Source organism: Nocardioides sp. Leaf374 (assembly GCF_916862475.1).
Classification (GTDB): Bacteria; Actinomycetota; Actinomycetes; order Propionibacteriales; family Nocardioidaceae; genus Nocardioides; species Nocardioides kribbensis.
This window is the reverse complement of record NZ_CAKASO010000001.1, coordinates 82,507-106,049: the sequence shown is the minus strand read 5'-3', so window position 1 is coordinate 106,049 and position 23,543 is coordinate 82,507. Positions and strand designations below refer to the sequence as shown.

The following is a 23,543-nucleotide window of genomic DNA, read 5'->3' as shown; positions in this document are numbered from 1 at the left end:
TCACGCTCACCGGAGGTAGTGGTCGGGGTGGTCGAGCAGAGCAGCGAGCAGGCGCGGAAAGTGCCACTTCATCAGCGCGTGGTCGGCGGTGATGGTGGCGTCGGGGGCGATGCCGGTGGCCGTGCACGCGCCCTGGAGCAGCGAGGCGGAGGACGGACGGGCGTGCACGCGGCGGGCCATGTGGTCGACCAGGTCGCGGAAGACGATCGGGAACTCCGGCACCCACTCGGTGGGCTTCTTGTAGGTCGTGCCGTGCTCGGGCCACCACCCGCCCGACATCGACCAGTGCATGGCCATCGAGGCCAGGGCGCGGGCCGGGGAGTCCCAGGCGGCGTTGGTGAGCGGCTGTCCGTCGGGGCGGGGCCAGGCGAAGGGCTTGAGCCCGATGGTCTCCGACTGCCAGATCATGGCGTTGGCGGCGGCCTCGCCGTCGCTGGGCGGCTCGAGGGGCAGGCCGAGCGCGCGGTAGGTCGCGACGACGTCCTCGGCGGGGTCGCGCAGCTTGGTGCGCCGCGAGGTGCGGAACTCGCGGCTGTTGACCAGCTTCATCAGCACCGGCTTGATGGCGGTGTCGTTGGCCAGGTAGGTCGCGGCCAGCCTCTCCACCAGCGCGTCGCTGGGGGTGTCGCTGACGAAGCGCAGCGCCAGCTTGCGCGCGATGCGCCGCGCCGTGGCGGGGTGGTGGGCCAGGTGCACGAGGTAGGCCCGCACGACCTCGCGCCCATCGGCGGCGGCGTTGTCGTGGCTGAAGCCCGCCACCTGCACCGGCCCGGTCCAGTGGTCCTCGGGGCGGTAGGTGGCGGCCCAGGTGCGCCACAGGTCGACGCGGTAGCCGGTGAGGATCCGCGCGGAGGCCTTGACGTCGTCCTCGGTGTAGTTGCCGACCCCGAGGGTGTGCAGCTCGAGCAGCTCGCGGCCGAGGTTCTCGTTGGGGTGGGCCTTGGTGGAGGTCGCGCCGTCGAGGAAGATCAGCATCGAGGGGTGGGTGATCGCCTCGACCAGCATCTCGTCGAAGCGCCCGAGCGCGTGGCGCCGCATGATCTCGCCGTAGGGCGCGCGCCACACCGCCTGCGCGTCGCCGATCGCCGGCACGTGGAGGTGGCCCTCCCAGAACTCCGTCATCACCTCGAGCACCTGCTGGCGCGAGGTGATGCGCCGCGCCATCGCCCGGCGCGCGTAGTCGTACATGACCTCCCACGTGCCGCGGACGTCGGTGATCTGGCGCTGCCAGAGGTCGGCGGGCCCGCGGTGGAGGTCGGGCCACCAGTCGGCGAGGGCCTCGGCGCGGGCGGAGTCGGCGGTGGCGAGCTGCTCGCGGAACCACGCCATGCCGCCGCCGGCGGCCTTGACCTCGGCGGTGAGCTCGGGCGTGACGCCGTAGGAGAAGCGGGTGACCAGATGGCGGGCGCCGGCGCCCAGGACGGGCGTGCGGGCGTAGCGGCCGGGGGCGTAGGTGGCACTCACGAGGCGGGGGGTCCTCATCCGTGGGGTGGTGCGGCGGGGGTGCGGGTGATGGCGCGGGGGTGCTGCAGGGGGGTTGTCGAGGGGGGCGACACGGTGATCTTCGGCCGCGACGCGCCGAGGCGGAGGGATCGGCCCCAGAAGGGGCCGTCAGGCGGGCGGCATGGCCCGGACGGGCCATGCCCGGGTGGCCCGGTCGGGTCACCCGCAGGAGGTGGGTGGGGTGCGGTCGAGCCGTTCGTGGCACCGGTGTCGCCGAACGGCGCATGGAGCGTCGCGACGTGGGTACGTTGCGACCGTCCAGCCCGCGGCGCCACGCCACGGGCCTGCCCCCGGTCACGAGGATCCCCCCATGAGCGACAGCACCCCGTCAGCCCCGCCCCCGCCGCCCGAGGGCTACCGCCCCCCGCCGCCGGCCGGCTCGCCCTCCTCCTACGGCGCGCAGCCGCCCTCGCCGTACGGCGGCTACGGCGCGCCCGCGACCTACGGCGCCCCGGGCGGCGCGCCCCTCGGCAAGGTCCGCGGCACCGGCGTCTGCATCGTGCTGGCCATCGTGACCTTCGGCATCTACTCCCTCTACTGGTACTTCAAGACCCACGAGGAGATGAAGCAGCACAGCGGCCAGGGCGTCGGCGGCGGCGTGGCCCTGATCCTGGCCCTCTTCGTCGGGTTCGTGATGCCCTACCTCACCGCCAGCGAGGTCGGCGGGCTCTACAAGCGCCGCGGCCAGGAGCCGCCGGTCAGCGGTCTCACCGGCCTGTGGTACTTCCCCGGCATGTTCATCCTCGTCGGCCCGATCGTGTGGTTCGTGAAGACCAACGGCGCCCTGAACCGCTACTGGGAGTCGCTGGGCGCCACCCGCGACTGACCCGCACCACGCACGGAACACCCGGGACGCTCCCGGGGTTGGCCCGACGTACCCCCGTCACCGACCCCAGGAGCGTCTCCCCGTGCCCACCTCCGAGCTGTTCACCCCGATCACCCTGCGCGGCGTCACCGTGCGCAACCGGGTCTGGGTGGCGCCGATGTGCCAGTACTCCTCCGTCGACGGCCTGCCCGACGACTGGCACCTGGTGCACCTCGGCTCCTTCGCCCGCGGCGGCGCCGGCCTGGTGATGACCGAGGCCGCGGCCGTGGTGCCCGAGGGGCGCATCACCCCGCAGGACGCCGGCATCTGGGACGACGCCCAGCGCGACGCCTGGCGCCGGGTCGTCGACTTCGTGCACGGCCAGGGGGCCACGGCGGCGGTCCAGCTCGCCCACGCCGGGCGCAAGGCCTCCGCGGCCCGCCCCTGGGCCGAGGGCCAGGTGGCCTCCGACGCCGAGGGCGGCTGGGAGCCGGTCGGCCCGTCGGCCGAGGCCTTCCCGGGCCTGCGCGACCCCCGCGCGCTGACGGTCGCCGAGATCGAGCAGGTCGTGGAGGCCTTCGGGGCCGCCGCGGTGCGCGCCGTCGAGGCCGGCTTCGACGTCGTCGAGGTCCACGCCGCCCACGGCTACCTGCTCCACGAGTTCCTCTCCCCGCTCTCCAACCACCGCGACGACGAGTACGGCGGCCCCTTCGAGCACCGCGCCCGCCTCCTGCTCGACGTCGTACGCCGGGTCCGCGCGGCCGTCGGCGAGGACGTGCCGCTGCTGGTGCGCATCTCCGCGACCGACTGGGCCGAGGGCGGCTGGGACGCCGACTCCTCGGTGCGGCTCGCGGGGCTGCTGCGCGAGGCGGGCGTCGACCTGGTCGACACCTCCTCGGGCGGCAACCTGCGCGTCGACATCCCGGTGGAGCCGGGCTACCAGGTGCCGTTCGCGGCCCGGATCCGCGCCGAGGCCGGCATCGCCTCGGGTGCGGTGGGCCTGATCACCGAGCCCAAGCAGGCCAACGACGTCATCGCCGAGGGCTCCGCCGACGTGGTGCTGCTGGCCCGCGAGCTGCTGCGCGACCCGCACTGGCCGCTGCGCGCGGCCCACGAGCTCGGGGTCGAGCCGGGGGAGGGCGTCGACTGGCCGGTGCAGTACCGCGCGGGATCCGCCGGCTGGTGAGGCCGGCTGGTGAGGCCCGGCCGCTCAGAGCACCGAGCGGTAGACCTCCACCGTGCGGGCCGCGATGGCGCCCCAGCTGAAGGACTCGATGGCCCGCTGCCGGCCGGCGCGCCCCAGGGCGGCGGCGCGGTCGGGGTCGGAGACGACCTCGACGAGCGCCGCGGCGAAGTCGGCGACGTAGCGGTCGGGGTCGAGCGGCGTGCCGGTGCCGTCGGTGGCCTGCTCGATGGGCACCAGCCGGCCGGTGGCGCCGGCCCCGGCGCCGTCGACGACGACCTCGGGGATGCCACCGGTCGCGGTGGCCACCACCGCGGTCTCGCAGGCCATCGCCTCGAGGTTGACGATGCCCAGCGGCTCGTAGATCGAGGGGCACGCGAAGGCGGTGGCGGCGCTGAGCAGGGCGACCACGTCGGCGCGCGGCAGCATCTCGCGGATCCACACGACGCCGTCGCGCTCGGCGGCCAGGCCGGCCACCAGCGTCTCGACCTCGGCCTGGATCTCCGGGGTGTCGGGGGCCCCGGCGCACAGCACGATCTGCACCTCGGGCGGCAGCTGCGCCACCGCGCGCAGGAAGAGCGGCAGCCCCTTCTGCCGGGTGATCCGGCCGACGAAGACGACCGAGGGCCGGTCGGGGTCGACGCCCTGGGCCCGCACCCGATCGGGGGCGTGCACGGGGGCCCACAGGTCGGTGTCGATGCCGTTGTGCACGGTGTGCACGCGGTCGGGGTCGACGGCGGGGTAGGAGCGCAGCACGTCCTCGCGCATCGCGGCCGACACCGCGATCACCGCGGCCGCCGCCTCGTAGGAGGTGCGCTCCACCCACGACGACAGGGCGTAGCCGCCCTCGAGCTGCTCGGCCTTCCAGGGCCTCATCGGCTCCAGGGAGTGCGCCGAGACGACGTGCGGCACGCCGTGCAGCAGCGAGGCGAGGTGGCCGGCCATGTTGGCGTACCAGGTGTGGGAGTGCACCAGGTCGCTGCCGGCGCACCCCTGCGCGATGGCGAGGTCCACGCCCAGGGTGCGCAGGGCCGGGTTGGCGCCGGCGAGCTCGCCCAGGTCGGCGTACGACGAGGTGCCGGGCTCCTCGCGCGGGGCGCCGAAGGCGTGGACCCGGGTGTCGGGCCCGTCGGGCATCGCGCGCAGCGCGCGCACCAGCTCGGCGACGTGCACCCCCGCCCCGCCGTAGATCTCCGGGGGGTACTCCTTGCTCAGGACGTCGACTCGCACGCAGAGGAACCTACTCGCCCCGGGGGCGACACGCCCCGCGGGAACAGCGCCCGTGGACGCCGGGTTGGGGCGGGCATGAGCACCCGCCCCGTGAAGGTCCCCGACGCCAGCCACCCGATCTCGGTCACCGCCACCGGCCAGCCCGTCACCGTCAGCGTCGACGGTCACGTGGTCGCGCGCACCGACGCCGCGCTCAGCCTGGCCGAGGCGGGCTACCCGCCCGTGCAGTACGTGCCGATCGGCGACGTCGACCCGCTCGTGCTGACCCGCACCGAGCACGCCACCTACTGCCCCTACAAGGGCGAGGCCGGCTACTACAGCCTCGTGGTCGGGGGCCGCACGCTGGAGAACAAGGTGTGGACCTACGACACGCCCTATCCCGCGGTCGCCGAGATCGCCGGTCACGTCGCCTTCTACCCCGACGTCGTCGACGTGCGCGTCGGCTGACCTGCCCAGCCGGGGGTCCGGGGCGTTACGGTGACGCCATGAGCGCCTCCCGCAAGAAGGTCCTGGCCATCGTGCTCGCCGGCGGTGAGGGCAAGCGACTGATGCCGCTCACCGCCGACCGGGCCAAGCCCGCGGTGCCCTTCGCGGGCATCTACCGCCTCATCGACTTCGCCCTGTCCAACGTCGTCAACTCCGGCTACCTCCAGGTCGTGGTGCTGACGCAGTACAAGAGCCACAGCCTCGACCGCCACGTCACCCAGACGTGGCGCATGTCGACCATGCTCGGCAACTACGTCACCCCGGTGCCGGCCCAGCAGCGCGTGGGCAAGCACTGGTACCTCGGCAGCGCCGACGCGATCTACCAGTCGCTCAACCTGATCAAGGACGAGAAGCCCGACATCGTCGTCGTGGTCGGGGCCGACCACGTCTACCGCATGGACTTCTCCCAGATGGTGGCCCAGCACGTCGAGAGCGGCGCGGCCTGCACCGTCGCGGCGATCCGGCAGCCGATCTCGCTGGCCGACCAGTTCGGCGTGATCGACGTCGTGCCCGACGAGCCGAGCCGCATCCGCGACTTCCTCGAGAAGCCCACCGACCCGGTGGGTCTGCCCTCCAGCCCCGGCGAGGTGCTGGCCTCGATGGGCAACTACGTCTTCGACGCCGACGCGCTCGTCGAGGCCGTCACCCGCGACGCCACCACGCCCGGCTCCAAGCACGACATGGGCGGCGACATCGTGCCGGCCTTCGTGCGCCGCTCCCAGGCCGGCGTCTACGACTACCGCGACAACGTCGTGCCCGGCGCGACCGACCGTGACCGCGGCTACTGGCGCGACGTCGGCACGCTCGGGTCCTACTACGCCGCCCACATGGACGTCGTCTCCCCGCTGCCGGTCTTCAACCTCTACAACTTCGACTGGCCGATCTACACCGCCTACGGCCCGCAGCCCCCGGTCAAGATCGTGCAGGGCGGCGACGGCACCAAGGCCGAGGTCGACGAGGCCGTGCTCTCGCCCGGGGCCGTGGTGACCGGCGGCGCGGTCAGCCGCTCGGTGCTCTCGCCCGCGGTGCGGGTGGAGTCCGGCGCCGAGGTCAGCGGCTCGGTGCTGCTCAACGGCGTGCAGGTCGGCGCCGGCGCGGTCGTGCGCAACGCCATCCTCGACAAGAACGTCGTGGTGCCCCCGGGCGCCCAGGTCGGCGTCGACCCCGAGGCCGACCGGGCCCGGGGCTTCGTGGTCGAGGACGGCCTCACCGTGCTCGGCAAGGACCAGCCCTTCCCGGCCTAGGTCGCGGGTGGCGGGGTCGTGGGGAGCAGCCCCGCGGCCCGCGCCGGCTCGGCGTAGGCCAGGGCGAGGGTCTCGGTGGTCTCGTGGGCGTTGAGCCCGCTGGGGTTGGGCACGATCCACAGCTCCGCGCCGGCCAGGGGCTCGGGCTGGCGGCCCTGCTGCGCGCGGGGCAGCGCGAAGGCGGTGCGGTAGGCCGTGACGCCGGCGACCGCGACCACGCGGGGGCGCACCCGCTCGACCAGCGCCGTGAGCCGCGCGGCGCCGGCGCGCAGCTCGGCGGCGCCGAGCTCGGAGGCCTTGGCGGTCGCACGGGGTGCGAGGTTGGTCAGCCCGATCCCGCGCTCGCGCAGCCGGTCGCGGTCGGCGTCGGTGAGGCCCGCGGCCGGGTCGACGGGGTGCTCGATCACCCCGGCGCGGAGCATCGCGGGCCAGAACCGGTTGCCCGGGTGGGCGAAGTGCGTGCCGGTCGCCGCGGTCCACAGGCCGGGGTTGATCCCGACCACGAGCAGCCGCACCGGGTGCGCGTCGTCGCCGAGCAGGTCGGGCACCTCCGCGTCGCGGAAGCCCTCCAGCTCGGCGCGGGTGAAGGTCTGCCGCGGGCTCACGCGCCGAGCCTGCCACGCCGGCGCCGGGTGCCCGCGGGAACCCCGCGCCGCGGGCTACCGTCGGAGCACCATGCGCCTCCTCCTCGGGACCCTGACCGTGCTCGTGCTCGCGTCGGGCTGCGCCGACGGCCAGACCTCGGGGTCGGCCGCCGACCCGGTCCGCGCGGGCGCGGAGCCCGAGGTCGTCGCGCTGCTGAGCGCCACGGCCGCGGGCGGCCGGCCGGGTGCGGGGCCGACCCACCTGCGCGGGCCGGGCGACGTGGCCGCGCTGGTCGCCGACCTGCGGGGGCCGCTGGTGGGCGAGGTGCGCCGTGCGGTCGAGGGCGCCGACGTGCCGCAGGGGAGCGAGCTGGTCGGCGGCGTCGTGGCGGTGGGCTGCGAGCCGGCCGAGGACGTCGCGGTGGAGGGCGCCGGTGAGGGGCTCCGGCTCACCGCCGCCCCCGCCCCCGCGACCGGTCGGGAGTGCCTCGCGCCGGTGACGACGGTGGCGCTGGTGCTGGTCGAGGAGCCGACCGACCGCTGAGCCGGCCGGGCCGGGATCAGCCCCGAGGGGCGACGTAGGTGACCAGGAGGCTGTTGGCCACCGAGCGCTGGACGTCGTCGGAGGGCTCGTTCTCGACCGCCAGCCCGCCGTCGCCCTGCTCGGCCACGAGGGTGGAGGAGCCGCCGCCGTCGAGGTTGAGCGCCTCGTCGGCGCCGAGGTCGATCATGAGGTCGGCCAGCTCGACCATGGTGTGGCCGCGGCTCTGCTGGGAGCGGCCGTCGACCACGAGCACGAGCACCTCGCCGGTGTCGGCGTCGATGCCCACCGCCGTGCGCGGGTGCATCTCGCGGTCGTCGACGACCTGCACCACCCCGTCGTCGACGAGGAACTTGTTGCCGGTCACGACCATGCGCGGGGCGCCCTCGAGCGACCAGGTGGTGCGCACCGGCGTCCCGACCCGCAGCGCGCGCAGGGAGCGGGCCCCGTCGCCGCGCCCGACGAGCAGCCGGCCGTCGATCCTGGCCCCGGGCTGGAGGCGGGTGCGGTTGGCGACGACCCGGCCGTCGCGCACGACGACGAGTCGCACGTCCTCCTGCTGGCCCTGCACGACCTGGTAGCCCGGCGAGCGACCCCACCGGGGCGTGTAGATCCCGACCCCGCCGGGAGCCACGACGTGCGAGTTGAGGTTGGTGACGTCGATGCCGGGGCGGTCGACGACCGAGGCCCGCAGGCGGACCGTGCCGATGTGGGGTGCGCCGTGGGCGCCGAGGTAGAAGGCGGAGTTCCACCCCGAGGCACGGGCGTTCATGACGCCCCCGGCCTGCGAGCGGCCGACGCCGAGCGGGGCGCCCGTGCGGCCGATGTCGTAGAAGTCGCCGTTGACGGCGCCGACCGCGGCGGGCCGGTCCTGGGCCATGTCGAGCACGGTCTCGGTGGCGGCGACCCGGCCGGGGTTGGCGTAGTCGAGGCCCACCCCCCTCACCGAGGGGTCGACCACCAGCAGGTGCGCGCGGACCGGGCCGCGGGCGTCGGTCTGGCTCCACTCCCGCAGCTCGACCCCGGGGGCGACCTGGCGCACCGAGACGACGCTGCGGGTGAGGAGGCGGCGCTCGCCGGGGCTGACGGGCGCCGCCAGGGTGCCGGCGAAGCCGTCGGAGGTCTGCCGGTCGCGGCCCTCGCCGGCGGCGGTGCCGGGCCGGGTCGCCGGGGCCGAGCTCCCGGCAGGGCTCGGGTCAGGACTCGCGGAGCCGGCGGGAGCGGGGTCGTCGGGGGTCGCCAGGGCCGGGGCACCGAGGGCGAGCAGCCCGCTCAGCGCCGCGGCAGCCAGGGGTCGGGAGACGCGCACGGCATGAAGGCTAAGCCTCTCACCCGTGCTCGCGGGGCAGATGCGCCACAGTTCCCTCCAGCACCACGCGGCCCGGCCGCCTCAGGAGCAGGGCACCGAGCCCAGGCGGGCCAGACCCTCGCGGTCGCCCTCGCCCAGGGTGGTGCGCCCCAGGTTGTCGGCGTTCATCAGCTCCTCCGGGTCGTCGACGTGGCCCAGGCCCACGACGTGGCCGAGCTCGTGCACCAGGATGGCGCGCATCTGCTCGCGCCCGCCCGGCTCGTCGGCGAGGCGGTCGTAGACGTCGGTGTCGAGGGCGACCATGCCGGTGACGTAGTAGCGCCGGCCCAGGCCCTGGCTGGTCGCGCTGCCGCCGAGCCCGGCGACGTCGCCGGCCAGGCGCGGCACCTCCTCGGCGTCCGACCAGCCGATGAGCACCGGCGCGGGCCGGCCGAGCAGGCTCTCGCGCCGCTCGAAGTCGCGGTCGTCGGTCACTCCCTCGTCGCTGAACCGGAAGCCCGTGGCCCCCTCGATCTCGGCCACCGACTCCGAGACCAGCACCTCCCAGTCCTGCGGCGCCCCGGCGGGGTTGACCACGTAGGTGATCGGCTCGCAGGGGTTCCAGCTCACCGGCTGGCGGCCCCCGCGCTGGGTGAGGCTGAAGTCGTAGGACCCGCCGGTGTCCTCCACGCCCACGAGGTCGCCCAGCCGGTCGTTGCGACCCAGCAGGTCGCGCATCCGGTTGCCGAAGGCGCCCGGGTCGCGCATCAGCAGCAGCGTGGTCACCACGACCGCCACCAGCAGCCCCGGCAGCACCGGCCCGTGGGTGCGGCGCTCGCGGCGCGGCCCCGACGTACGCCGGCGCGCGCCCCACGGCTCCCGCACGGGTCGGTGGGTCGGGCTCGCCCCCAGGCCGTGGGACTGGTCGAGACGGTCGAGCTCGCGCAGGCGCCGCTCCATCTCCCTGGCCCAGCGGTGTCGCACTAGGGTCGGCGGCGTGCCGGTGTGGAACACCTTCGTGGAGGGCGACAACCTCGCCGTCCTGCGGGCGTGCGCCGCGCGCGGCGAGGCCTTCGACCTGGTCTACATCGACCCGCCCTACAACACCGGGCACGCCTTCGCCTACGCCGACGACCGCCGCGGCGCGCCCGGGGAGGGCCGCCACGTAGCCTGGACCGCCTTCATGCGCCCGCGCCTCGAGGCGGCCCGCGACGTGCTCGCCGGCACCGGGGCGCTCTTCGTCAGCATCGACGACCACGAGGCGGCGCACCTGCGGCTGCTGCTCGACGAGGTGCTGGGCGAGGAGGGCTTCCTGGCCCAGGTCGTGGTCAACCTCAACCCCAAGGGCCGCCAGCTCGGCGGCGGCTTCGCCACCAGCCACGAGTACCTGCTGGTCTACGCCCGCGACCCGCGCCGCTGCGTGCTGCAGGCCAGCAGCCCCGACACCGTCGACGAGCGCGACTTCCCGCTCACCGACGCCGCGACGGGGCGGCGCTTCCGGCACCTGCCGCTGCGCAACACCAACAAGAAGTTCAACCCCACCACCTCCCGCACGCTGCACTTCGCGGTGTGGGGCGACCCGGTCACCGGCCGCGTCGCCACCACGCCCTTCGACGGCGCGGTCGAGATCGAGCCCGTCTTCGGCGACGGCCGGCCCGCGGTCTGGCGCTGGAGCCGCCCGCTCATCGACCAGCGCCCCGACGACCTGGTCTGCCGCACCGTCAACGGCGTGCGCGGCCCGCGGGTCGACGTCTTCCAGCGCGACTGGCTGCACCCGGGCCGGCGCAAGAAGCTGACCACGATCTGGCTGGCCGAGGAGGTGGGCTCCACCGACACCGCGGTGGCCGAGCTCAAGGAGCTGGTGGGCCACGTCTTCGAGTCGCCGAAGCCGACCGGCCTGCTGCGCCGCGTGCTCGCCACGATGCCCGCCGACGCGCGGGTGCTCGACTTCTTCGCCGGCAGCGGCACCACCGGCCACGCGGTGGCGCTGGCCAACGCCGCCGACGGCGGCACCCGCACCTGCACGAGCGTCGACGTGGCCGCGCCGACCCGCGTCGGGTCCAACGCCCACGCCGCGGGCCTGGCCACGGTCGCCGACATCACCCGGGCGCGGCTGCGCGCCGTGGCCGAGCGCGTCGGCGGCGGGCTGGAGGAGCGGGTCGAGCCACCCTCCTGACCCGCGGCCGACCCCGCGTCACTCCACGCCGGCGGCCTTCTCCAGGGCCGCGACCTCGTCCTCGAGGAAGGTCAGCAGCCGCTGCAGGTGCGGCACGGTGCGGCGGCAGCCGGTGAGGCCGAAGGCCATCTGGCCGTCGTAGGAGGTGCAGGTGATGTTGAGGGCCATGCCGTTGATCGGGATCGACAGCGGGTAGACCCCCGTCATCCGCGCGCCGTTCCAGTAGTGGGTCGTGCGGGGGCCCGGCACGTTGCTGATGATGAGGTTGTAGGGCGAGCGGACGATGCCCTGCATCCGCAGCAGCGGCGGGATGATCGCCGGCGCCTGGCCCATCGCGGTCATCGCGATGATCTGCGTCGGCGTCATCGACGACAGCGCCTCCTTGCCGTCGACCATGGAGCGGTGGATGCTGCGCAGCCGGTCGGCCGGGTCCTCGAGGTGGGTGGCCAGCTGGGCCAGCACCGCGCCCACGGCGTTGCCGCCGTCGGCGGAGGCGATGTGGGAGGACTTCGCGTTCAGCCCCACCGGCACCATCGCCACCATCGGCTGGTCGGGCAGCGCGTCGAGCTCGAGCAGGTAGGCGCGCATCGCGCCGCTGCACATCGCGAGCACCACGTCATTGAGGGTCGTGCCGGTGGCCCGGCCGATGGCGTGCAGCCGCTCGATCGGCCAGTCCTGGGCCGCGAAGCGTCGGGCGCCCGTGATCGGGCGGTTGAACATCGTGCGCGGAGTGCGCAGCGAGACCGTGGTCGTCTCGTTGCGCACCCCGCGGGCCAGGGTCCGCACCAGGGCCGAGGGCATGCCCGCGGCCTCGGCGCTGATGCCCAGCGCCGTGCGCGCCGCCCGCAGCGGCAGCTCGGCGAGGCTGCGGTCGCGGGTGGTGGCCAGCGCCTTCGAGCGGGTGGGCGGGCGGTAGCCCCACGGCGCGGGCATGTCGCGCTCGTCGGGGTCGGTGCCCAGCACGCTCTGGAGCAGGCGCATCGCCGAGACGCCGTCGACCAGCGCGTGGTGCGACTTGGTGTAGAGCGCCACCTTGCCGTCGGCCAGGCCCTCGATGACGTGCGACTCCCACAGCGGGCGCTCCCAGGCCAGGCGCGTGGAGTGCAGCCGCGAGCACAGCTCGAACAGCTCGCGGTAGCGGCCCGGCTCCGGCAGCGCGCTGTGGCGCACGTGGTGCTCCACGTCGAAGTCCTCGTCGGGCACCCACACCAGCTGGCCCGCGGTGCGCAGCGAGCGGTGGGGGCGCTTGAGGAAGAGCGGTGCGATCTCCTCGACGTCGCGCATCTGCTCGTACATCTCGCGCACGTAGTGCGGGCCCGCACCGGCCGGCTTCTCGAAGAGCTGCAGACCGCCCACGTGCATCGGCATGTGCCGGTTCTCGGCCAGCAGGAACGCCGTGGCGGTGGGGTCGATCGGAGTGACCACGAGAGGGCCTTTCGCTGGCAGGGGGCTGCTAGGCGGCGGCCCGGGGGCCAGGATGTCTCGCCGTGACGGTCGCCACAAGGTGAACGGTGAACTCCCGGTGAAGTGACGCCGGCCCGCGGGCGGTGTGCGTCACCCCGGCTGAGGGGTTCCCCTCGTCCTCGCGCGCGGGTCTTGCCGGGCCCCGGCGGCGGCCGCAGGCTCGACGTACGCCGTCCCTCCGACTCCCGGGAGCCCTCGTGGTCCGCCGTCTCCTACCCTCCGTCCTCGTCTCCGCGGCCCTCGCCGTGGGCGCGGTCGTGCTGCCGAGCGCGGCGCACGCCGCCGACTACTCCGCGCCGCTGCGCACCGCCGTCAGCGACCTGCCGACCGCCACCGAGGTGCGCACGGGCTACTCCCGCGACCTGTTCACCCACTGGATCGACGCCGACGGCGACGGGTGCAGCACCCGCAACGAGGTGCTCATCAGCGAGGCCGACGACCCGGTCACGGTCGGCTCGGGCTGCGCGCTGTCGGGCGGGCGCTGGTACTCCTACTACGACGGCGCGTCGTGGACCGCCACCTCCGACGTCGACATCGACCACATGGTGCCGCTGGCCGAGGCATGGGACTCCGGCGCCCGCACCTGGTCGAGCGCGACCCGCCAGGCCTACGCCAACGACCTCGGCGACCACCGCTCGCTGGTCGGGGTCACCGACAACGTCAACCAGGCCAAGAGCGACCAGGATCCCGCCGAGTGGCTGCCGGCCCAGCAGGTGTGCCGCTACGTCTCGGAGTACGTCGCGGTCAAGCACCGCTGGCGGCTCAGCGTCGACGCGGCGGAGAAGGCGGCGCTGGTCTCCGTGGCCGACGGCTGCACCAACACCACGCTGACCGTCGCCCTCGCCCGCTGAGCCCGGCCGGACCCGGCCCGCCCGGCCCGCCCCGGCCCACGAGTCGTCCACAGGCGCTCGCGCCCGTCGGTCCCTCCCCAGCCGGCCGCGGGCCGGGCCCGGCGGGGCCCGGATCTCCCTAGCGTCGTGGTCGACACCGGATCCCACCGGTGCGCGACCCTCGGGAGAGACACCATGACCAGCTCCACCCTGCGCCTGGCCGTCGCGGCGGCCGGCCTCACGCTCGCCGCCACCGCCGGCTCCCTCGTCGGCGTGGCCGCGGCCCAGGCCGACCCCACCCCGCCGGCGCCCGACACGATCGTCAAGGTCACCGGCGACGCCCAGACCGGCTTCGGCATCAAGTACTACGACGGCAGCTCCGACTTCCCCCCGCGCCTGCGCGAGGCGCTCGACGACTGCGCCGACTACCCCGCCCGGATCGGCCAGGCGCGCTGCCGCACCAAGGTCAAGACGTGGTACCGCGACCTCGCCGACACCAAGCAGGCGCTGAAGTGGGCCCGGAGCGCGGCGTGAGGGCCCCGGCCCGGGCGGCCGCCCTGGTCGGCCTCGCCGGCGCCCTGGCCGGGGTCGGCCTGCTGCTGCCGGGCGCCAGCAACGGCACCCAGGCGCCGGCGCAGCCGCCGCCCGACACCATCGTCGAGGTGACCGGCGACGCCGCCAACGGCTTCGGCGTCCACCACTACGACGGCACCGCGCTCTACCCGCCCACCGACTCCGAGGCCGCGGCCGAGTGCGGGGAGTACGACACACGGGTCGCGCGGGTGCGCTGCCGCACCGAGGTGCGGGTCTGGTACCGCGACCTCGCCGACCTCCAGCAGGCCCTCGACTGGGCCCACCGCTAGGTCGTCCGCCCGCGCCGCTCCGGCCACGGCGGGGTCCCGGGTCTGGCACGATCAGGACCATGGAGGCCCCGCCGTTCGACCTCGTGTGGAGCCGCTCGCGCAGCTCGGCGCGGGTGCGGGTCGCCCGCTGGCGCTCCAAGCGCTGGCAGATCCTCCAGTGCGCGGTGGCCGCCGCCGTCGCCTGGCTCATCGCCAGCGACCTGCTGGGTCACGACGTGCCCGTCTTCGCACCCATCGCCGCGGTGGTCAGCCTCGGCACCTCCTACGGCCAGCGGCTGCGGCGGGTGGCGGAGGTGACGGCGGGCGTGGCCATCGGGGTGCTCCTGGCCGACCTGCTCATCGTCTGGCTCGGCGGCGGCGCCTGGCAGCTGGGGCTCATCGTGGCCCTCGCCATGACCGCAGCGGTGCTGCTCGACGCCGGCACCCTCTTCGTCAACCAGGCTGCGATCCAGTCGATCTTCGTCGTGGCCCTGCTGCCGGGGTCGGGCGCCTCGCTGACCCGGTGGACCGACGCCCTCATCGGGGGCGGCGTCGCCCTGGTGGCGGCCACGGTGGTGCCGGCGGCGGCGCTGCGGCGCCCGCGCGAGCAGGCCGCTGTCGTGCTGCGCAAGGTCGCCGAGCTCCTGCGCGGCGCCGCCGACGTCATGGTCGACGGCGAGGTCGAGCGCGGCATGGCCCTACTCGACGACGCCCGCAGCACCGACGCGCTCATCCGCCAGCTCCAGTCGGCGGCCGACGAGGGCATGGCCATCGTGGCGTCCTCGCCGTTCCGGGTACGGCACAAGCCGGGCATCCGGCGCATGGCGGAGCTGGTGGGCCCGATGGACCGCGCGATGCGCAGCACCCGGGTGCTGGTGCGCCAGGTCGCGGTCGCCGCCTACCACCGCCGACCGGTGCCCACCTCCTACTCCGCGCTGGCCCGCGACCTCGCCGACGCCGTCGACGTGGTGGTCGAGGAGCTCACCCAGGACCGCCAGCCCACCGCGGCGATGCCCGCGCTGCTGGCGGTGGGCATGGCCACCGGGTCGGTCGAGCGCGCCGAGGAGATGACCGCCGAGGTCGTGCTGGCCCAGCTGCGCTCCGTCGTCGTCGACCTGCTCATGCTCACCGGGCTCTCGCAGCTGGAGTCGACCGACGCGCTGCCCCCGCCGCCGCGCTGAGCCGGGCGGGCCGGGTCACAGCTCGGCGCGCAGCTCCTGCACCACCGAGTCGACGACCGCCACGAGGTCGCCGCCGGTGCGCTCGGCCACCGCCCGCTGGCGCTGGTAGGAGGCGCCGCGGCGGGGGATGTCACCGACCAGGGCGAGCTCCTCGGAGCAGCCCAGCCGCTCCGCCACCGGGGCGAGGCGCTCCAGCAGGTCGGCCAGGTCGTCGGTGACCAGGCGCTCGGTGGAGTGCTCGTCGAGGATCACGATGGCCTCGAGGCCGTAGCGCGCCGCGCGCCACTTGTTCTCCTGCACGTGCCACGGCGGCATGGTGGGCAGCTCCTCGCCGCCGGCCAGCCGGGTGTCGAGGTCGACCACCAGGCACTGGGTGAGCGCGGTCAGCGCCGCGAGGTCGGAGAAGGTGGAGACGCCGTCGCACACCCGGCTCTCGAGGGTGCCGAGGTGGGCGGCGGGCCGCACGTCCCAGCGGATCTCGGAGAGGTCGTCGATCACGCCGGTGGTGAGCTGGTCGTGGGCGAAGCGCTCGAACTCCTCCCAGGTCGCGAACTGGAAGGGCAGCCCGGCCGTCGGCAGCTGCTGGAACATGAGCGCCCGGTTGGAGGCGTAGCCGGTGTCGACCCCGGCCCAGATCGGGGAGGAGGCCGAGAGGGCCTGCAGGTGGGGGTAGTGGTTGAGCAGCGACGACAGCACCGGCATCACCCGGCGCCGCTCGGGCAGGCCGACGTGCACGTGCACGCCCCAGATCAGCATCTGCCGGCCCCACCACTGGGTGCGGTTGATGAGCTCCTCGTAGCGGTGGCCCTCGCTGAGCTGCTGGGTGGTCCAGGAGGCGAAGGGGTGGGTGCCACCGCCGTAGAGGTCCACGCCCAGCTCGTCGGCGGCCGGCACGACCGCCTCCAGGGTGGCGCGCAGGTCCTCGACGGCGTCCCCGACGGTGTCGCAGATGCCCGTCACCGCCTCGACGGTGTTGCGCAGCAGCTCCTTGTGGAGCCGCTCGGGGTGGGGCAGCCGGGGCCCGGCGAGGGCGGAGAGGTCGGCGGCGCAGTGGGTCAGGTCGCGGTCGGTCTTGTCGACCAGCGCGAGCTCCCACTCCACCCCGAGCGTGGGGGTCGGCGACCCGTGGAAGTCGATGCGCACGCGCCCAGCGAACCACACGGGCGGCGTGAGGCAGATCGCAGCGGCGGAGTTTGGCCAGCCCGGGGCAGGCCCTGCGAGCATCGCGGCCATGTCGGAGAACCGTGAGCTGAACCTGACCCTGGACTTCTGTCTCCGGGTGGGGGAGGTGCTGCTGTCCTCGGGTGCCGGCGCGGCCGACGTGACCGCGACGATGCTCTCGCTGGCGCGCGCCCTCGGCTTCTGGCAGGCCGAGTGCGACATCACCTTCACCTCCCTGGAGATGTCGCACCAGACCAGCCCCGACGAGCCCCCGGTGATCGCGACGCGCCAGGTCAAGCAGCGGGTCATCGACTACCAGCACCTCACCCGCGTCGACCACCTCGTGCGCGACGTCCTGCGCGAGGACCTCGACCTGCGCCAGGCCCGGGCCGAGCTCGGCCGCATCGTCTCCACCGGTCACGACCGGCCCCGCTGGGCCGTCACCGGGGCCTGGGCCGCGATGAGCGCCGGCGTGGCGATGCAGCTCGGCGGCGACGCGGCCGTGGTCGTGCTGGCCTTGCTCAGCGCGGTCACCATCGACCGGCTCCAGCTGCGCATGGCCAAGCGCCGGATGCCGGCCTTCTACCAACAGGTCGCCGGTGCGGGCGCCGCGACGCTGATCGCCGCGGCCGCCGCGGCCAGCCCGCTGAGCATCGACGTCTCGCTGGTGATCACCGCCAACATCGTCATGCTGCTGGCCGGCGTCGGCTTCATGGGCGGGCTCCAGGACGCCCTGACCGGCTTCTACATCACCGCCGGCGCCCGTCTGACCGAGGCGATCCTGGCCACGGCCGGCATCATCGCCGGCGTCAGCGGCGGGCTCAGCCTGGCCAACGTGGTCGGTGTCCAGATCCCCGAGATCGACCCCGGCCGCGTCGACATCCAGAGCGTGGGGCTGATGATCGTGGGCTCGGCGCTGGCCGCTGCGGCCTTCGCCTTCGCCTCCTACTCCCCGGGGCGCATCCTCGCCCCGATCGCGGGCATCGCCGCGGTGGCCATGGGCATCTCGACGTCGCTGGCCCAGCCGGGCCTGGGGCGGGCGTGGTCGGTCGGCACCGCGGCCTTCTTCGTCGGCCTCGTCGCCTTCGCCGTCGCCGGTCGGATGCGGGTGCCCCCGCTGGTGGTCGTGGTCTCGGCGATCGTGCCGATGCTGCCCGGCATCTCGATCTACCGCGGCCTCACGCTGCTGGCCGAGGGCGGGCGCCGCGACAGCTCCGAGGGCCTGCTGGCCATGGTCACCGCGGCCTCGGTCGCGATCGCGCTGGCCGCGGGCGTCATCCTCGGGGAGTACGTCGCCCAGCCCCTCAAGCGCGAGGCGCAGAAGCTCGAGGTCAGGCTCTCGGGTCCGCGACTGGTCGGCCCGGTGCGCGTGCGCAGCCGTCGCCCCGGCTCCTCGGCGCAGACCTCGCGCCGCGGTCGCGCCCGGTCCCGCGCGGAGGACGCCGACGACCTCAGCACGGGCGTCACGGGCGACGACGGGGCCGGGTCGACGGCTCAGCCGGGCTGAGCCAGCCGTTCGAGCCAGACCTCCGCGCTCCCGTCGTACGGCGCCCTGCGCGCGGCGACCGCGGCGTGCACCGCGTCGCACGACGCCCGGGCGGCCGCGACGACCTCGGGCGGGTAGGCGTAGCGCACCCGGTGCTCGGCGAACTCGTCCTCGTCGTCGACGTAGTCGCTCCCGTCGGCGCGACGCACGACGTCGAGGTCGAGGTCGACGGCGGTGACCACCGGGCCGTCGGGCCCCGCGAGCCAGCGGGGCGGGGTGGTGATGTCGACGTAGACCGACGCCCACGTGCCGGGGGCGTGGAAGGTGGCGACCCACCACTGCGCGGTCGCGACGGGCAGCAGGGTGACGGTGTCGACCTCGGAGACGAAGGCCGCGCCGGGGCGCGCGTGGTGGGTGCCGCGGGGCACGCCGACCCAGTCGCCGTGCTCGTCGGCGCCGAGATGCACGCCCGCCATCCGCCAGTGGGGGCGCTCGCCCCACTTGGTGGTCTCGATGCGGACGGGCTGCCCCGGCGCCGGTCGCACGGGCCTCAGACCACCTGGGTCTTGGGCGGGAGCACCTTCTTCGACACCTTGGCCACGACGTCCTGGTAGCGGGAGCCGGCCAGCTTGCCGAAGGTGTGCAGCGCGTGGGCGTCGAGACCGACGAGCACCCGGGCCTGGTTGCGGGTGATGCCGCGCACGATGATGGCGGCGGCCTTCTCCGGGGTCATCTTGGCCAGCTTCTCGTCGAAGAACTTGGCCGTGGCGGCCTGGTCCTCGCCCGCGGAGACGCGGGAGTTGCGGGCGATGGCGGTCTTGATGCCGCCGGGGTGCACCGAGGTCACGCCGACCGGGTGGCCGGCGATGAGCATCTCCTCGCGCAGGGCCTCGGTCATGCCGCGCACGGCGTACTTGGAGGCGTTGTACATGCTCTGCCCGGGCATCGAGATCAGCCCGAAGAGCGAGGACAGGTTGACCACGTGGCCGTCGCCGGAGGCGATGAGGTGGGGCAGGAAGGCCTTGGTGCCGTGCACCACGCCCCAGAAGTTGATGCCGATGATCCAGTCGATGTCGTCGTACTCCAGCTCGACCAGGTCGCCGGCCAGCGCGACGCCGGCGTTGTTGACGACCACGTTGACCCGGCCGAAGTGGTCGACGACCGCGGCGGCGTAGGCCTCGAAGGCGTCGCGGTCGGCGACGTCGAGCCGGTCGGTGCGCACGTCGCGGGCGCCGGCGGCCCGCGCCTGGCGGGCGGTCTCGGCCAGGCCGGCCTCGTCGACGTCGGAGAGGGCCAGGCGCGAGCCCTTGCCGGCGAGGTTGAGGGCCAGGGCCCGGCCGATGCCGGATCCGGCGCCGGTGATCACGACGACCTTGTCGGTCAGCGTCTTCATGCGTTCACGTCCTCACGTGTTGGGGTGCTGCGGGGGGCGGGGTCGGTGTGCGGCGCGCCGACGGCGTAGGCCGGGGTGTCGAAGCGGGCGAGCAGGCGGCGGAAGCCGAAGGTGGAGCGCGGCCACAGGGTGGTGTTGCGCCCGTGCTCGTCCTGGTACCAGCTGGAGCAGCCGCCGGTGCTCCACACCGTGCGGTCCATGCGCTGCTGGAGGCTCTCGTTCCAGGCGGCGGTGGCCCGCTCGGTGGGCTCGACCGTGGCGTAGCGGTGCCGGCGCATCGTGCGGATCGCGTCGCGCACGTAGGCGACCTGCGACTCGATCATGAAGACCATGCTGGAGTGGCCCAGGCCGGTGTTGGGGCCGACCAGCAGGAAGAGGTTGGGGAACTCCGGCACGGTGGTGCCCTTGTAGGCCGCCATGCCGCTCTCCTTCCAGCGCGCGGCCAGGGTGCGGCCGGTGCGGCCCACGAGGTGCTCGGTGATGGGCAGCTCGGTGGTGTGGAAGCCGGTGGCGACGATGACGACGTCGACCTCGCGCTCGGTGCCGTCGGCGGTCACGATGCCGCGCTCGGTGAGCCGGGCGATCCGGTCGGTGACCACCTCGGTGGTCGGGCGGGCCAGTGCGGGGTAGTAGCGGTTGGAGATGAGGATCCGCTTGCAGCCGATCTGGAAGTCGGGGGTGACCTTCGCGCGCAGCTCCGGGTCGCTGATCGAGCGGGCGATGTTGGCCTCGGCGGCCTTGCGCGCCGGCAGCAGCACCGCGGGGGCCAGGGTGAAGGGCGGCACGTAGGACTCGCGGCCCCAGTAGATCGCCGTGCGGTAGGCCTTCTGCAGCCCGGGCACGTGGCGCAGGGCGGCCTTCTCCAGGCGCGAGTAGGTGCGGTCGTGGCGCGGCATCACCCAGGGTGCGGTGCGCTGGTAGACGTCGAGGTGCTCGGCCCGCTCGGCGACCTCGGGGATGATCTGGATCGCCGACGCGCCGGTGCCGATGACGGCGACGCGCTTGCCGGTGAGGTCGGCGGTGTGGTCCCAGCGGGCGGAGTGGAAGACCTCGCCGCCGAAGGACGCCAGCCCCTCGATGTCGGGCAGCTTGGGCTCGGAGAGGCCGCCGGCGCCGACGACGAGGTCGCGGGCCAGGTAGTCGCCGCGGCTGGTCTCGACCAGCCACGCCTGCTCCTCGGACCGCCAGGTGGCGGTCTCCAGCGCGGTGTCGAAGACGAAGCGGTCGAGCACGCCCGACTCGCGCGCCACGCGCTGGATGTAGGCCTGGATCTCCGGCTGGGGCGAGAACGACATCGACCAGTCGGGGTTGGGCGCGAAGGAGTAGGAGTAGAGCTGGCTGGGCACGTCGCAGGCGGCGCCGGGGTAGGTGTTGTCGCGCCACGTGCCGCCGACGTCGCCGCCCTTCTCGAGGACGACGAAGTCGCGCTCGCCGTCGGCGTCGAGCTGGATCGCGGCGCACAGGCCCGCGAAGCCGGCGCCGACGACGAGGTGGTCGACGCGGCGCGCGCCGGCCGGGACCGGGGTGGTGTCGGTGGTCATGGTCACGAGGGTATTGGCGTTATTGAAAAAGTGTCAATAGAGTGGGGTCCGTGACCCGCAGCACCTCCTCCCGCACCCGGCTCAGCCCCGACGAGCGACGCGCCCAGCTGCTCGACCTCGGTGTGCGCCTGCTCGCGACCCGCTCGGTCGACGAGCTGAGCATCGACCTGCTCGCCGAGGAGGCCGGCATCTCGCGCGGGCTGCTCTACCACTACTTCGGCAACAAGCACGCCTTCCACGAGGCCGTCGTGCGACGGGCCGCCGACGACCTCATCGAGCAGACCGCCCCACCCACCGTGGGCGACCCGATCGAGCGCCTGCTGCTGTCGATGACCGCCTACCTCGACTACGTCGTGGCCAACCACGAGGGCTACCTCTCGCTGGTCAAGGGCGCCGCCGGCGGCAACGAGACGCTCCGCGAGATCTACGAGGAGGCCCGCTCGACCCTCACCGACCGCATCTTCCGCGAGGACGCCCAGGGCCAGCTCGTCCCCGACACCCCCGCGAGCCGGCTCATGGTGCGCGCCTGGGCGGCCATGAACGAGCAGCTCGTGCTCGCCTGGATCGAGCACCCCGCCGGCATCACCCGCGACGACCTGGTGGCGATGATGGCGGGCTCGCTGCCCGCGCTGGTCGGCGTGCTGCCCCCGGCGGGACCGGCGGGACCGGCCGGGTCTCACTCCACCCCGGCCGAGAGGTCGTAGAGGCTCACGCCGTCGACGCTCTGCGCGGTGAAGGTCGACTCCACCCAGGCCGTGATCTCCGCCGCCGCGTCCGAGCCGCCGTCGGACCCGCCGGCGCCGCCCAGCACGCCGCCCGTCGGGCCGCCCATCGTGCCGCCCCCGCCGATGAACCAGTGGATCTCGCCGTCCGCGACGTACTGCTGGAACTCCGCGAGGGTGGGGCTGGGGTCGCTGCCGTTGAAGCCGCCGATCGCCATCACCGGCTCCTGGGTGGCCAGCTGGTAGCCCGACGCGGTGTTGGAGCCCACCGCCGCCGCGACCCACGTGAAGGAGTCGGCGTCGCCGGTGAGCAGCGCGTCCAGCGCCTCGCTCGACGTGCTGGCCTCCAGCAGCCCACCGGTGCTCGCCCCGGGCGCTGCGCCCGTCGTGCCGGGGCCGCCCATCCCCCCGGGGCCCATCCCGGCGGGGCCGCCCGTGCCCCCGGGGCCGGCGGTGGTCGTCGGTCCGGCGGTAGGGATCGAGCCGGTGTGCGGGGTGGCGGCGGTCGACAGCGCGTACGCCGTCGGGCCGGCCAGGGCCGCGACCAGCGCCGCGGCCGCCACGACCCGGCCCGCGCGGCGGGGCAGGTGCCGCACCCCGGCGAGCGCCAGCGTGGCGAGCGCGCCGACCGCGGCCACGACGTACTTCAGCCAGGGGTGCCAGTCGCCCGCCCGGTCGAGCAGCACGAAGGCCAGCGACGCGGTCAGTGCCGTGGTCGTGGCGAGCACCCCGCTGACCAGCAGCGAGTCGCGGTGCGACCACGCCGACCAGGCGCCGATGCCGACGAGGGCGGCGATCGCGGGGGCCAGGGCGACGGTGTAGTAGGCGTGGAAGATGCCGCCCATGAAGGAGAAGGTCACCGCGGTGACCACGAGCCAGCCCAGCCAGACGGCCAGCGTGCCGCGCAGCACGCGGGGGCTGCGGGGGCCACGGGCCGACGCCGGGCCGCGGCGCCAGGTGAGGGCCAGCGCCGTCGCCCCCAGGACCACGGCGGCGGGCAGCAGCCACGCGACCTGCCCGCCGATCTCGCTGCCGAGCAGGCGCAGCGCCCCGGTCTCGCCCCAGCCGCCTGCGCCGCCCACCGAGCCGGTCTCCTCGCCGGTGATGCGGCCCAGACCGTTGTAGCCCAGGGTCAGCTCGAGGACCGAGTCGCCCTGCGAGCCCCCGATCCAGGGCCGCGAGGACGCGGGCCACAGCTCGACGATCGCGACCCACCAGCCACCGGCGAGCACCATCGATGCGAGGGCGAGGAGGAGGTGGCCCACGCGCCGTGCGGGCGGCACGGCGGCGAAGAGGGCGTAGGCGAGGGCGAAGGCCGGCAGCACCAGGAAGGCCTGGAGCATCTTGGCCAGGAAGGCCAGCCCGACCAGCGCCCCGGCCAGGGCGATCCAGCGCACCGGTCGGGCCCCCTCGAGGGCGCGCTGCACGGCGTACGCCGCGGCCACCAGCAGGAGCACCAGCATCGCGTCGGGGTTGTTGAAGCGGAACATGAGCACCGCCACCGGCGTGAGCGCCAGCACGGCGCCGGCCAGCAGGCCGGCCCCGGCCGAGCCGGTCGCGCGCCGCACGAGGGCGTGCAGCAGGGCCACGGCGCCGACGCCCATCAGCGCCTGCGGCACGAGGATCGCCCACGAGGAGAGCCCGAAGGCCCGCACCGAGAGCATCATCGGCCACAGCGACAGCGGGGTCTTGTCGACGGTGATCGAGCTGGCGGCGTCGGAGGAGCCGAAGAAGAAGGCCTTCCACGACTCCGAGCCGGCCTGCACGGCGGCGGAGTAGAAGGAGTTGGCCCAGCCCGAGGCGCCGAGGCCCCACAGGTAGAGCAGGGCCGTCGAGCCCAGGAGCAGGGCGAGCGCCACGCGCTCCCGGGGGAGTCTCAGGAC

Annotated in this window: 23 protein-coding genes; 12 read left to right on the top strand and 11 right to left on the bottom strand. The window is 74.6% G+C overall.

Annotated features, from left to right (window positions below):
* Positions 1-6: 6 nt before the first annotated feature.
* A complete protein-coding gene (locus LPA27_RS00540) occupies positions 7-1,482 on the bottom strand; it encodes a DUF1800 domain-containing protein (protein WP_228941113.1) in 1,476 nt (491 codons plus the stop codon).
* A 331-nt stretch (positions 1,483-1,813) separates the two neighbouring features.
* Here LPA27_RS00540 and LPA27_RS00535 point away from each other — a divergent pair, with 331 nt between their 5' ends.
* Positions 1,814-2,329: a DUF4234 domain-containing protein gene (locus LPA27_RS00535; protein WP_082500555.1), complete on the top strand. Its 516-nt coding sequence runs from the start codon at positions 1,814-1,816 to the stop codon at positions 2,327-2,329.
* 82 nt (positions 2,330-2,411) lie between these two features.
* On the top strand, positions 2,412-3,494 hold the full coding sequence (locus tag LPA27_RS00530; RefSeq protein WP_228941112.1) for an NADH:flavin oxidoreductase/NADH oxidase: 1,083 nt from the start codon (positions 2,412-2,414) through the stop codon (positions 3,492-3,494).
* 24 nt (positions 3,495-3,518) lie between these two features.
* Here LPA27_RS00530 and glgA read toward each other — a convergent pair whose 3' ends face one another.
* A complete protein-coding gene (glgA, locus tag LPA27_RS00525; RefSeq protein ID WP_228941111.1) occupies positions 3,519-4,721 on the bottom strand; it encodes a glycogen synthase in 1,203 nt (400 codons plus the stop codon).
* 75 nt (positions 4,722-4,796) lie between these two features.
* Here glgA and LPA27_RS00520 point away from each other — a divergent pair, with 75 nt between their 5' ends.
* Together LPA27_RS00520 and glgC are read left to right on the top strand one after the other, a co-directional pair.
* A complete protein-coding gene (locus tag LPA27_RS00520; protein ID WP_228941110.1) occupies positions 4,797-5,168 on the top strand; it encodes a DUF427 domain-containing protein in 372 nt (123 codons plus the stop codon).
* A 38-nt stretch (positions 5,169-5,206) separates the two neighbouring features.
* Entirely contained in the window at positions 5,207-6,451 is a 1,245-nt protein-coding gene (gene glgC / locus LPA27_RS00515) for a glucose-1-phosphate adenylyltransferase (RefSeq protein WP_056865785.1), read from the top strand.
* Here glgC and LPA27_RS00510 read toward each other — a convergent pair.
* A complete protein-coding gene (locus tag LPA27_RS00510) occupies positions 6,448-7,056 on the bottom strand; it encodes a mismatch-specific DNA-glycosylase (protein ID WP_228941109.1) in 609 nt (202 codons plus the stop codon). The genes glgC and LPA27_RS00510 overlap by 4 nt on opposite strands.
* A gap of 70 nt (positions 7,057-7,126) precedes the next feature.
* Here LPA27_RS00510 and LPA27_RS00505 point away from each other — a divergent pair, with 70 nt between their 5' ends.
* Positions 7,127-7,579, top strand: a complete 453-nt coding sequence (locus LPA27_RS00505) for a hypothetical protein (protein ID WP_228941108.1) — start codon at positions 7,127-7,129, stop codon at positions 7,577-7,579.
* A 16-nt stretch (positions 7,580-7,595) separates the two neighbouring features.
* Here LPA27_RS00505 and LPA27_RS19195 read toward each other — a convergent pair whose 3' ends face one another.
* Entirely contained in the window at positions 7,596-8,885 is a 1,290-nt protein-coding gene (locus LPA27_RS19195; protein ID WP_267477169.1) for a phosphodiester glycosidase family protein, read from the bottom strand.
* Positions 8,886-8,966: 81 nt separating this feature from the next.
* Positions 8,967-9,824, bottom strand: a complete 858-nt coding sequence (locus LPA27_RS00495) for a matrixin family metalloprotease (RefSeq protein WP_228941107.1) — start codon at positions 9,822-9,824, stop codon at positions 8,967-8,969.
* Positions 9,825-9,861: 37 nt separating this feature from the next.
* Here LPA27_RS00495 and LPA27_RS00490 point away from each other — a divergent pair, with 37 nt between their 5' ends.
* Entirely contained in the window at positions 9,862-11,040 is a 1,179-nt protein-coding gene (locus LPA27_RS00490) for a site-specific DNA-methyltransferase (RefSeq protein ID WP_228941106.1), read from the top strand.
* A gap of 18 nt (positions 11,041-11,058) precedes the next feature.
* On the opposite strand, the gene LPA27_RS00485 is transcribed toward LPA27_RS00490, so the two are convergent.
* Positions 11,059-12,465, bottom strand: a complete 1,407-nt coding sequence (locus LPA27_RS00485) for a WS/DGAT/MGAT family O-acyltransferase (RefSeq protein WP_193662768.1) — start codon at positions 12,463-12,465, stop codon at positions 11,059-11,061.
* A gap of 236 nt (positions 12,466-12,701) precedes the next feature.
* Here LPA27_RS00485 and LPA27_RS00480 point away from each other — a divergent pair, with 236 nt between their 5' ends.
* From LPA27_RS00480 to LPA27_RS00465, 4 genes are all read left to right on the top strand, one after another.
* Positions 12,702-13,355 (top strand): HNH endonuclease family protein, encoded by a 654-nt coding sequence (locus tag LPA27_RS00480; protein WP_228941105.1) that lies wholly within the window; start codon positions 12,702-12,704, stop codon positions 13,353-13,355.
* Between the two features lie 174 nt (positions 13,356-13,529).
* Positions 13,530-13,868, top strand: a complete 339-nt coding sequence (locus LPA27_RS00475) for a hypothetical protein (RefSeq protein WP_228941104.1) — start codon at positions 13,530-13,532, stop codon at positions 13,866-13,868.
* The gene (locus tag LPA27_RS00470; protein WP_056865823.1) at positions 13,865-14,197 is read left to right on the top strand and encodes a hypothetical protein; all 333 of its coding nucleotides are present in this window, start codon (positions 13,865-13,867) and stop codon (positions 14,195-14,197) included. Before LPA27_RS00475 ends, LPA27_RS00470 begins: the two co-directional genes overlap by 4 nt.
* A gap of 59 nt (positions 14,198-14,256) precedes the next feature.
* On the top strand, positions 14,257-15,357 hold the full coding sequence (locus tag LPA27_RS00465) for an FUSC family protein (protein ID WP_056865792.1): 1,101 nt from the start codon (positions 14,257-14,259) through the stop codon (positions 15,355-15,357).
* A gap of 15 nt (positions 15,358-15,372) precedes the next feature.
* Here the strand turns inward: LPA27_RS00465 and LPA27_RS00460 are convergent, their stop codons facing one another.
* Positions 15,373-16,500: a glutamate--cysteine ligase gene (locus tag LPA27_RS00460; RefSeq protein WP_056865793.1), complete on the bottom strand. Its 1,128-nt coding sequence runs from the start codon at positions 16,498-16,500 to the stop codon at positions 15,373-15,375.
* A gap of 88 nt (positions 16,501-16,588) precedes the next feature.
* On the opposite strand from LPA27_RS00460, the gene LPA27_RS00455 reads away from it, so the two are divergent.
* A complete protein-coding gene (locus tag LPA27_RS00455) occupies positions 16,589-18,025 on the top strand; it encodes a threonine/serine ThrE exporter family protein (RefSeq protein WP_228941103.1) in 1,437 nt (478 codons plus the stop codon).
* Here LPA27_RS00455 and LPA27_RS00450 read toward each other — a convergent pair.
* The 3 genes from LPA27_RS00450 to LPA27_RS00440 are packed head-to-tail and all read right to left on the bottom strand — an operon-like array spanning position 18,013 to position 20,938.
* Positions 18,013-18,549 carry a DUF402 domain-containing protein gene (locus LPA27_RS00450; protein WP_056865794.1) on the bottom strand — a complete coding sequence of 179 codons (537 nt, stop codon included), beginning with the start codon at positions 18,547-18,549 and terminating at the stop codon, positions 18,013-18,015. The two genes, LPA27_RS00455 and LPA27_RS00450, sit on opposite strands and share 13 nt — an antisense overlap.
* Positions 18,550-18,554: 5 nt before the next feature.
* Positions 18,555-19,397: an SDR family NAD(P)-dependent oxidoreductase gene (locus tag LPA27_RS00445; RefSeq protein WP_056865795.1), complete on the bottom strand. Its 843-nt coding sequence runs from the start codon at positions 19,395-19,397 to the stop codon at positions 18,555-18,557.
* Positions 19,394-20,938 (bottom strand): flavin-containing monooxygenase, encoded by a 1,545-nt coding sequence (locus LPA27_RS00440; protein ID WP_228941102.1) that lies wholly within the window; start codon positions 20,936-20,938, stop codon positions 19,394-19,396. Before LPA27_RS00440 ends, LPA27_RS00445 begins: the two co-directional genes overlap by 4 nt.
* Before the next feature lie 50 nt (positions 20,939-20,988).
* On the opposite strand from LPA27_RS00440, the gene LPA27_RS00435 reads away from it, so the two are divergent.
* Complete coding sequence (locus LPA27_RS00435) at positions 20,989-21,642, top strand: TetR/AcrR family transcriptional regulator (protein ID WP_228941101.1); 654 nt, start codon at positions 20,989-20,991, stop codon at positions 21,640-21,642.
* Here the strand turns inward: LPA27_RS00435 and LPA27_RS00430 are convergent.
* Complete coding sequence (locus tag LPA27_RS00430) at positions 21,615-23,519, bottom strand: ArnT family glycosyltransferase (RefSeq protein WP_228941100.1); 1,905 nt, start codon at positions 23,517-23,519, stop codon at positions 21,615-21,617. The genes LPA27_RS00435 and LPA27_RS00430 overlap by 28 nt on opposite strands.
* Positions 23,520-23,543 lie beyond the last annotated feature (24 nt).

Bases quoted from the DNA above. Each gene is read 5' to 3' on its own strand.
- LPA27_RS00540 (WP_228941113.1), bottom strand. From the start codon at position 1,482: ATGAGGACCCCCCGCCTCGTGAGTGCCACCTACGCCCCCGGCCGCTAC.
- LPA27_RS00535 (WP_082500555.1), top strand. From the start codon at position 1,814: ATGAGCGACAGCACCCCGTCAGCCCCGCCCCCGCCGCCCGAGGGCTAC.
- LPA27_RS00520 (WP_228941110.1), top strand. From the start codon at position 4,797: ATGAGCACCCGCCCCGTGAAGGTCCCCGACGCCAGCCACCCGATCTCG.
- glgC (WP_056865785.1), top strand. From the start codon at position 5,207: ATGAGCGCCTCCCGCAAGAAGGTCCTGGCCATCGTGCTCGCCGGCGGT.
- LPA27_RS00505 (WP_228941108.1), top strand. From the start codon at position 7,127: ATGCGCCTCCTCCTCGGGACCCTGACCGTGCTCGTGCTCGCGTCGGGC.
- LPA27_RS00495 (WP_228941107.1), bottom strand. From the start codon at position 9,824: ATGGAGCGGCGCCTGCGCGAGCTCGACCGTCTCGACCAGTCCCACGGC.
- LPA27_RS00475 (WP_228941104.1), top strand. From the start codon at position 13,530: ATGACCAGCTCCACCCTGCGCCTGGCCGTCGCGGCGGCCGGCCTCACG.
- LPA27_RS00465 (WP_056865792.1), top strand. From the start codon at position 14,257: ATGGAGGCCCCGCCGTTCGACCTCGTGTGGAGCCGCTCGCGCAGCTCG.
- LPA27_RS00455 (WP_228941103.1), top strand. From the start codon at position 16,589: ATGTCGGAGAACCGTGAGCTGAACCTGACCCTGGACTTCTGTCTCCGG.
- LPA27_RS00445 (WP_056865795.1), bottom strand. From the start codon at position 19,397: ATGAAGACGCTGACCGACAAGGTCGTCGTGATCACCGGCGCCGGATCC.
- LPA27_RS00440 (WP_228941102.1), bottom strand. From the start codon at position 20,938: ATGACCACCGACACCACCCCGGTCCCGGCCGGCGCGCGCCGCGTCGAC.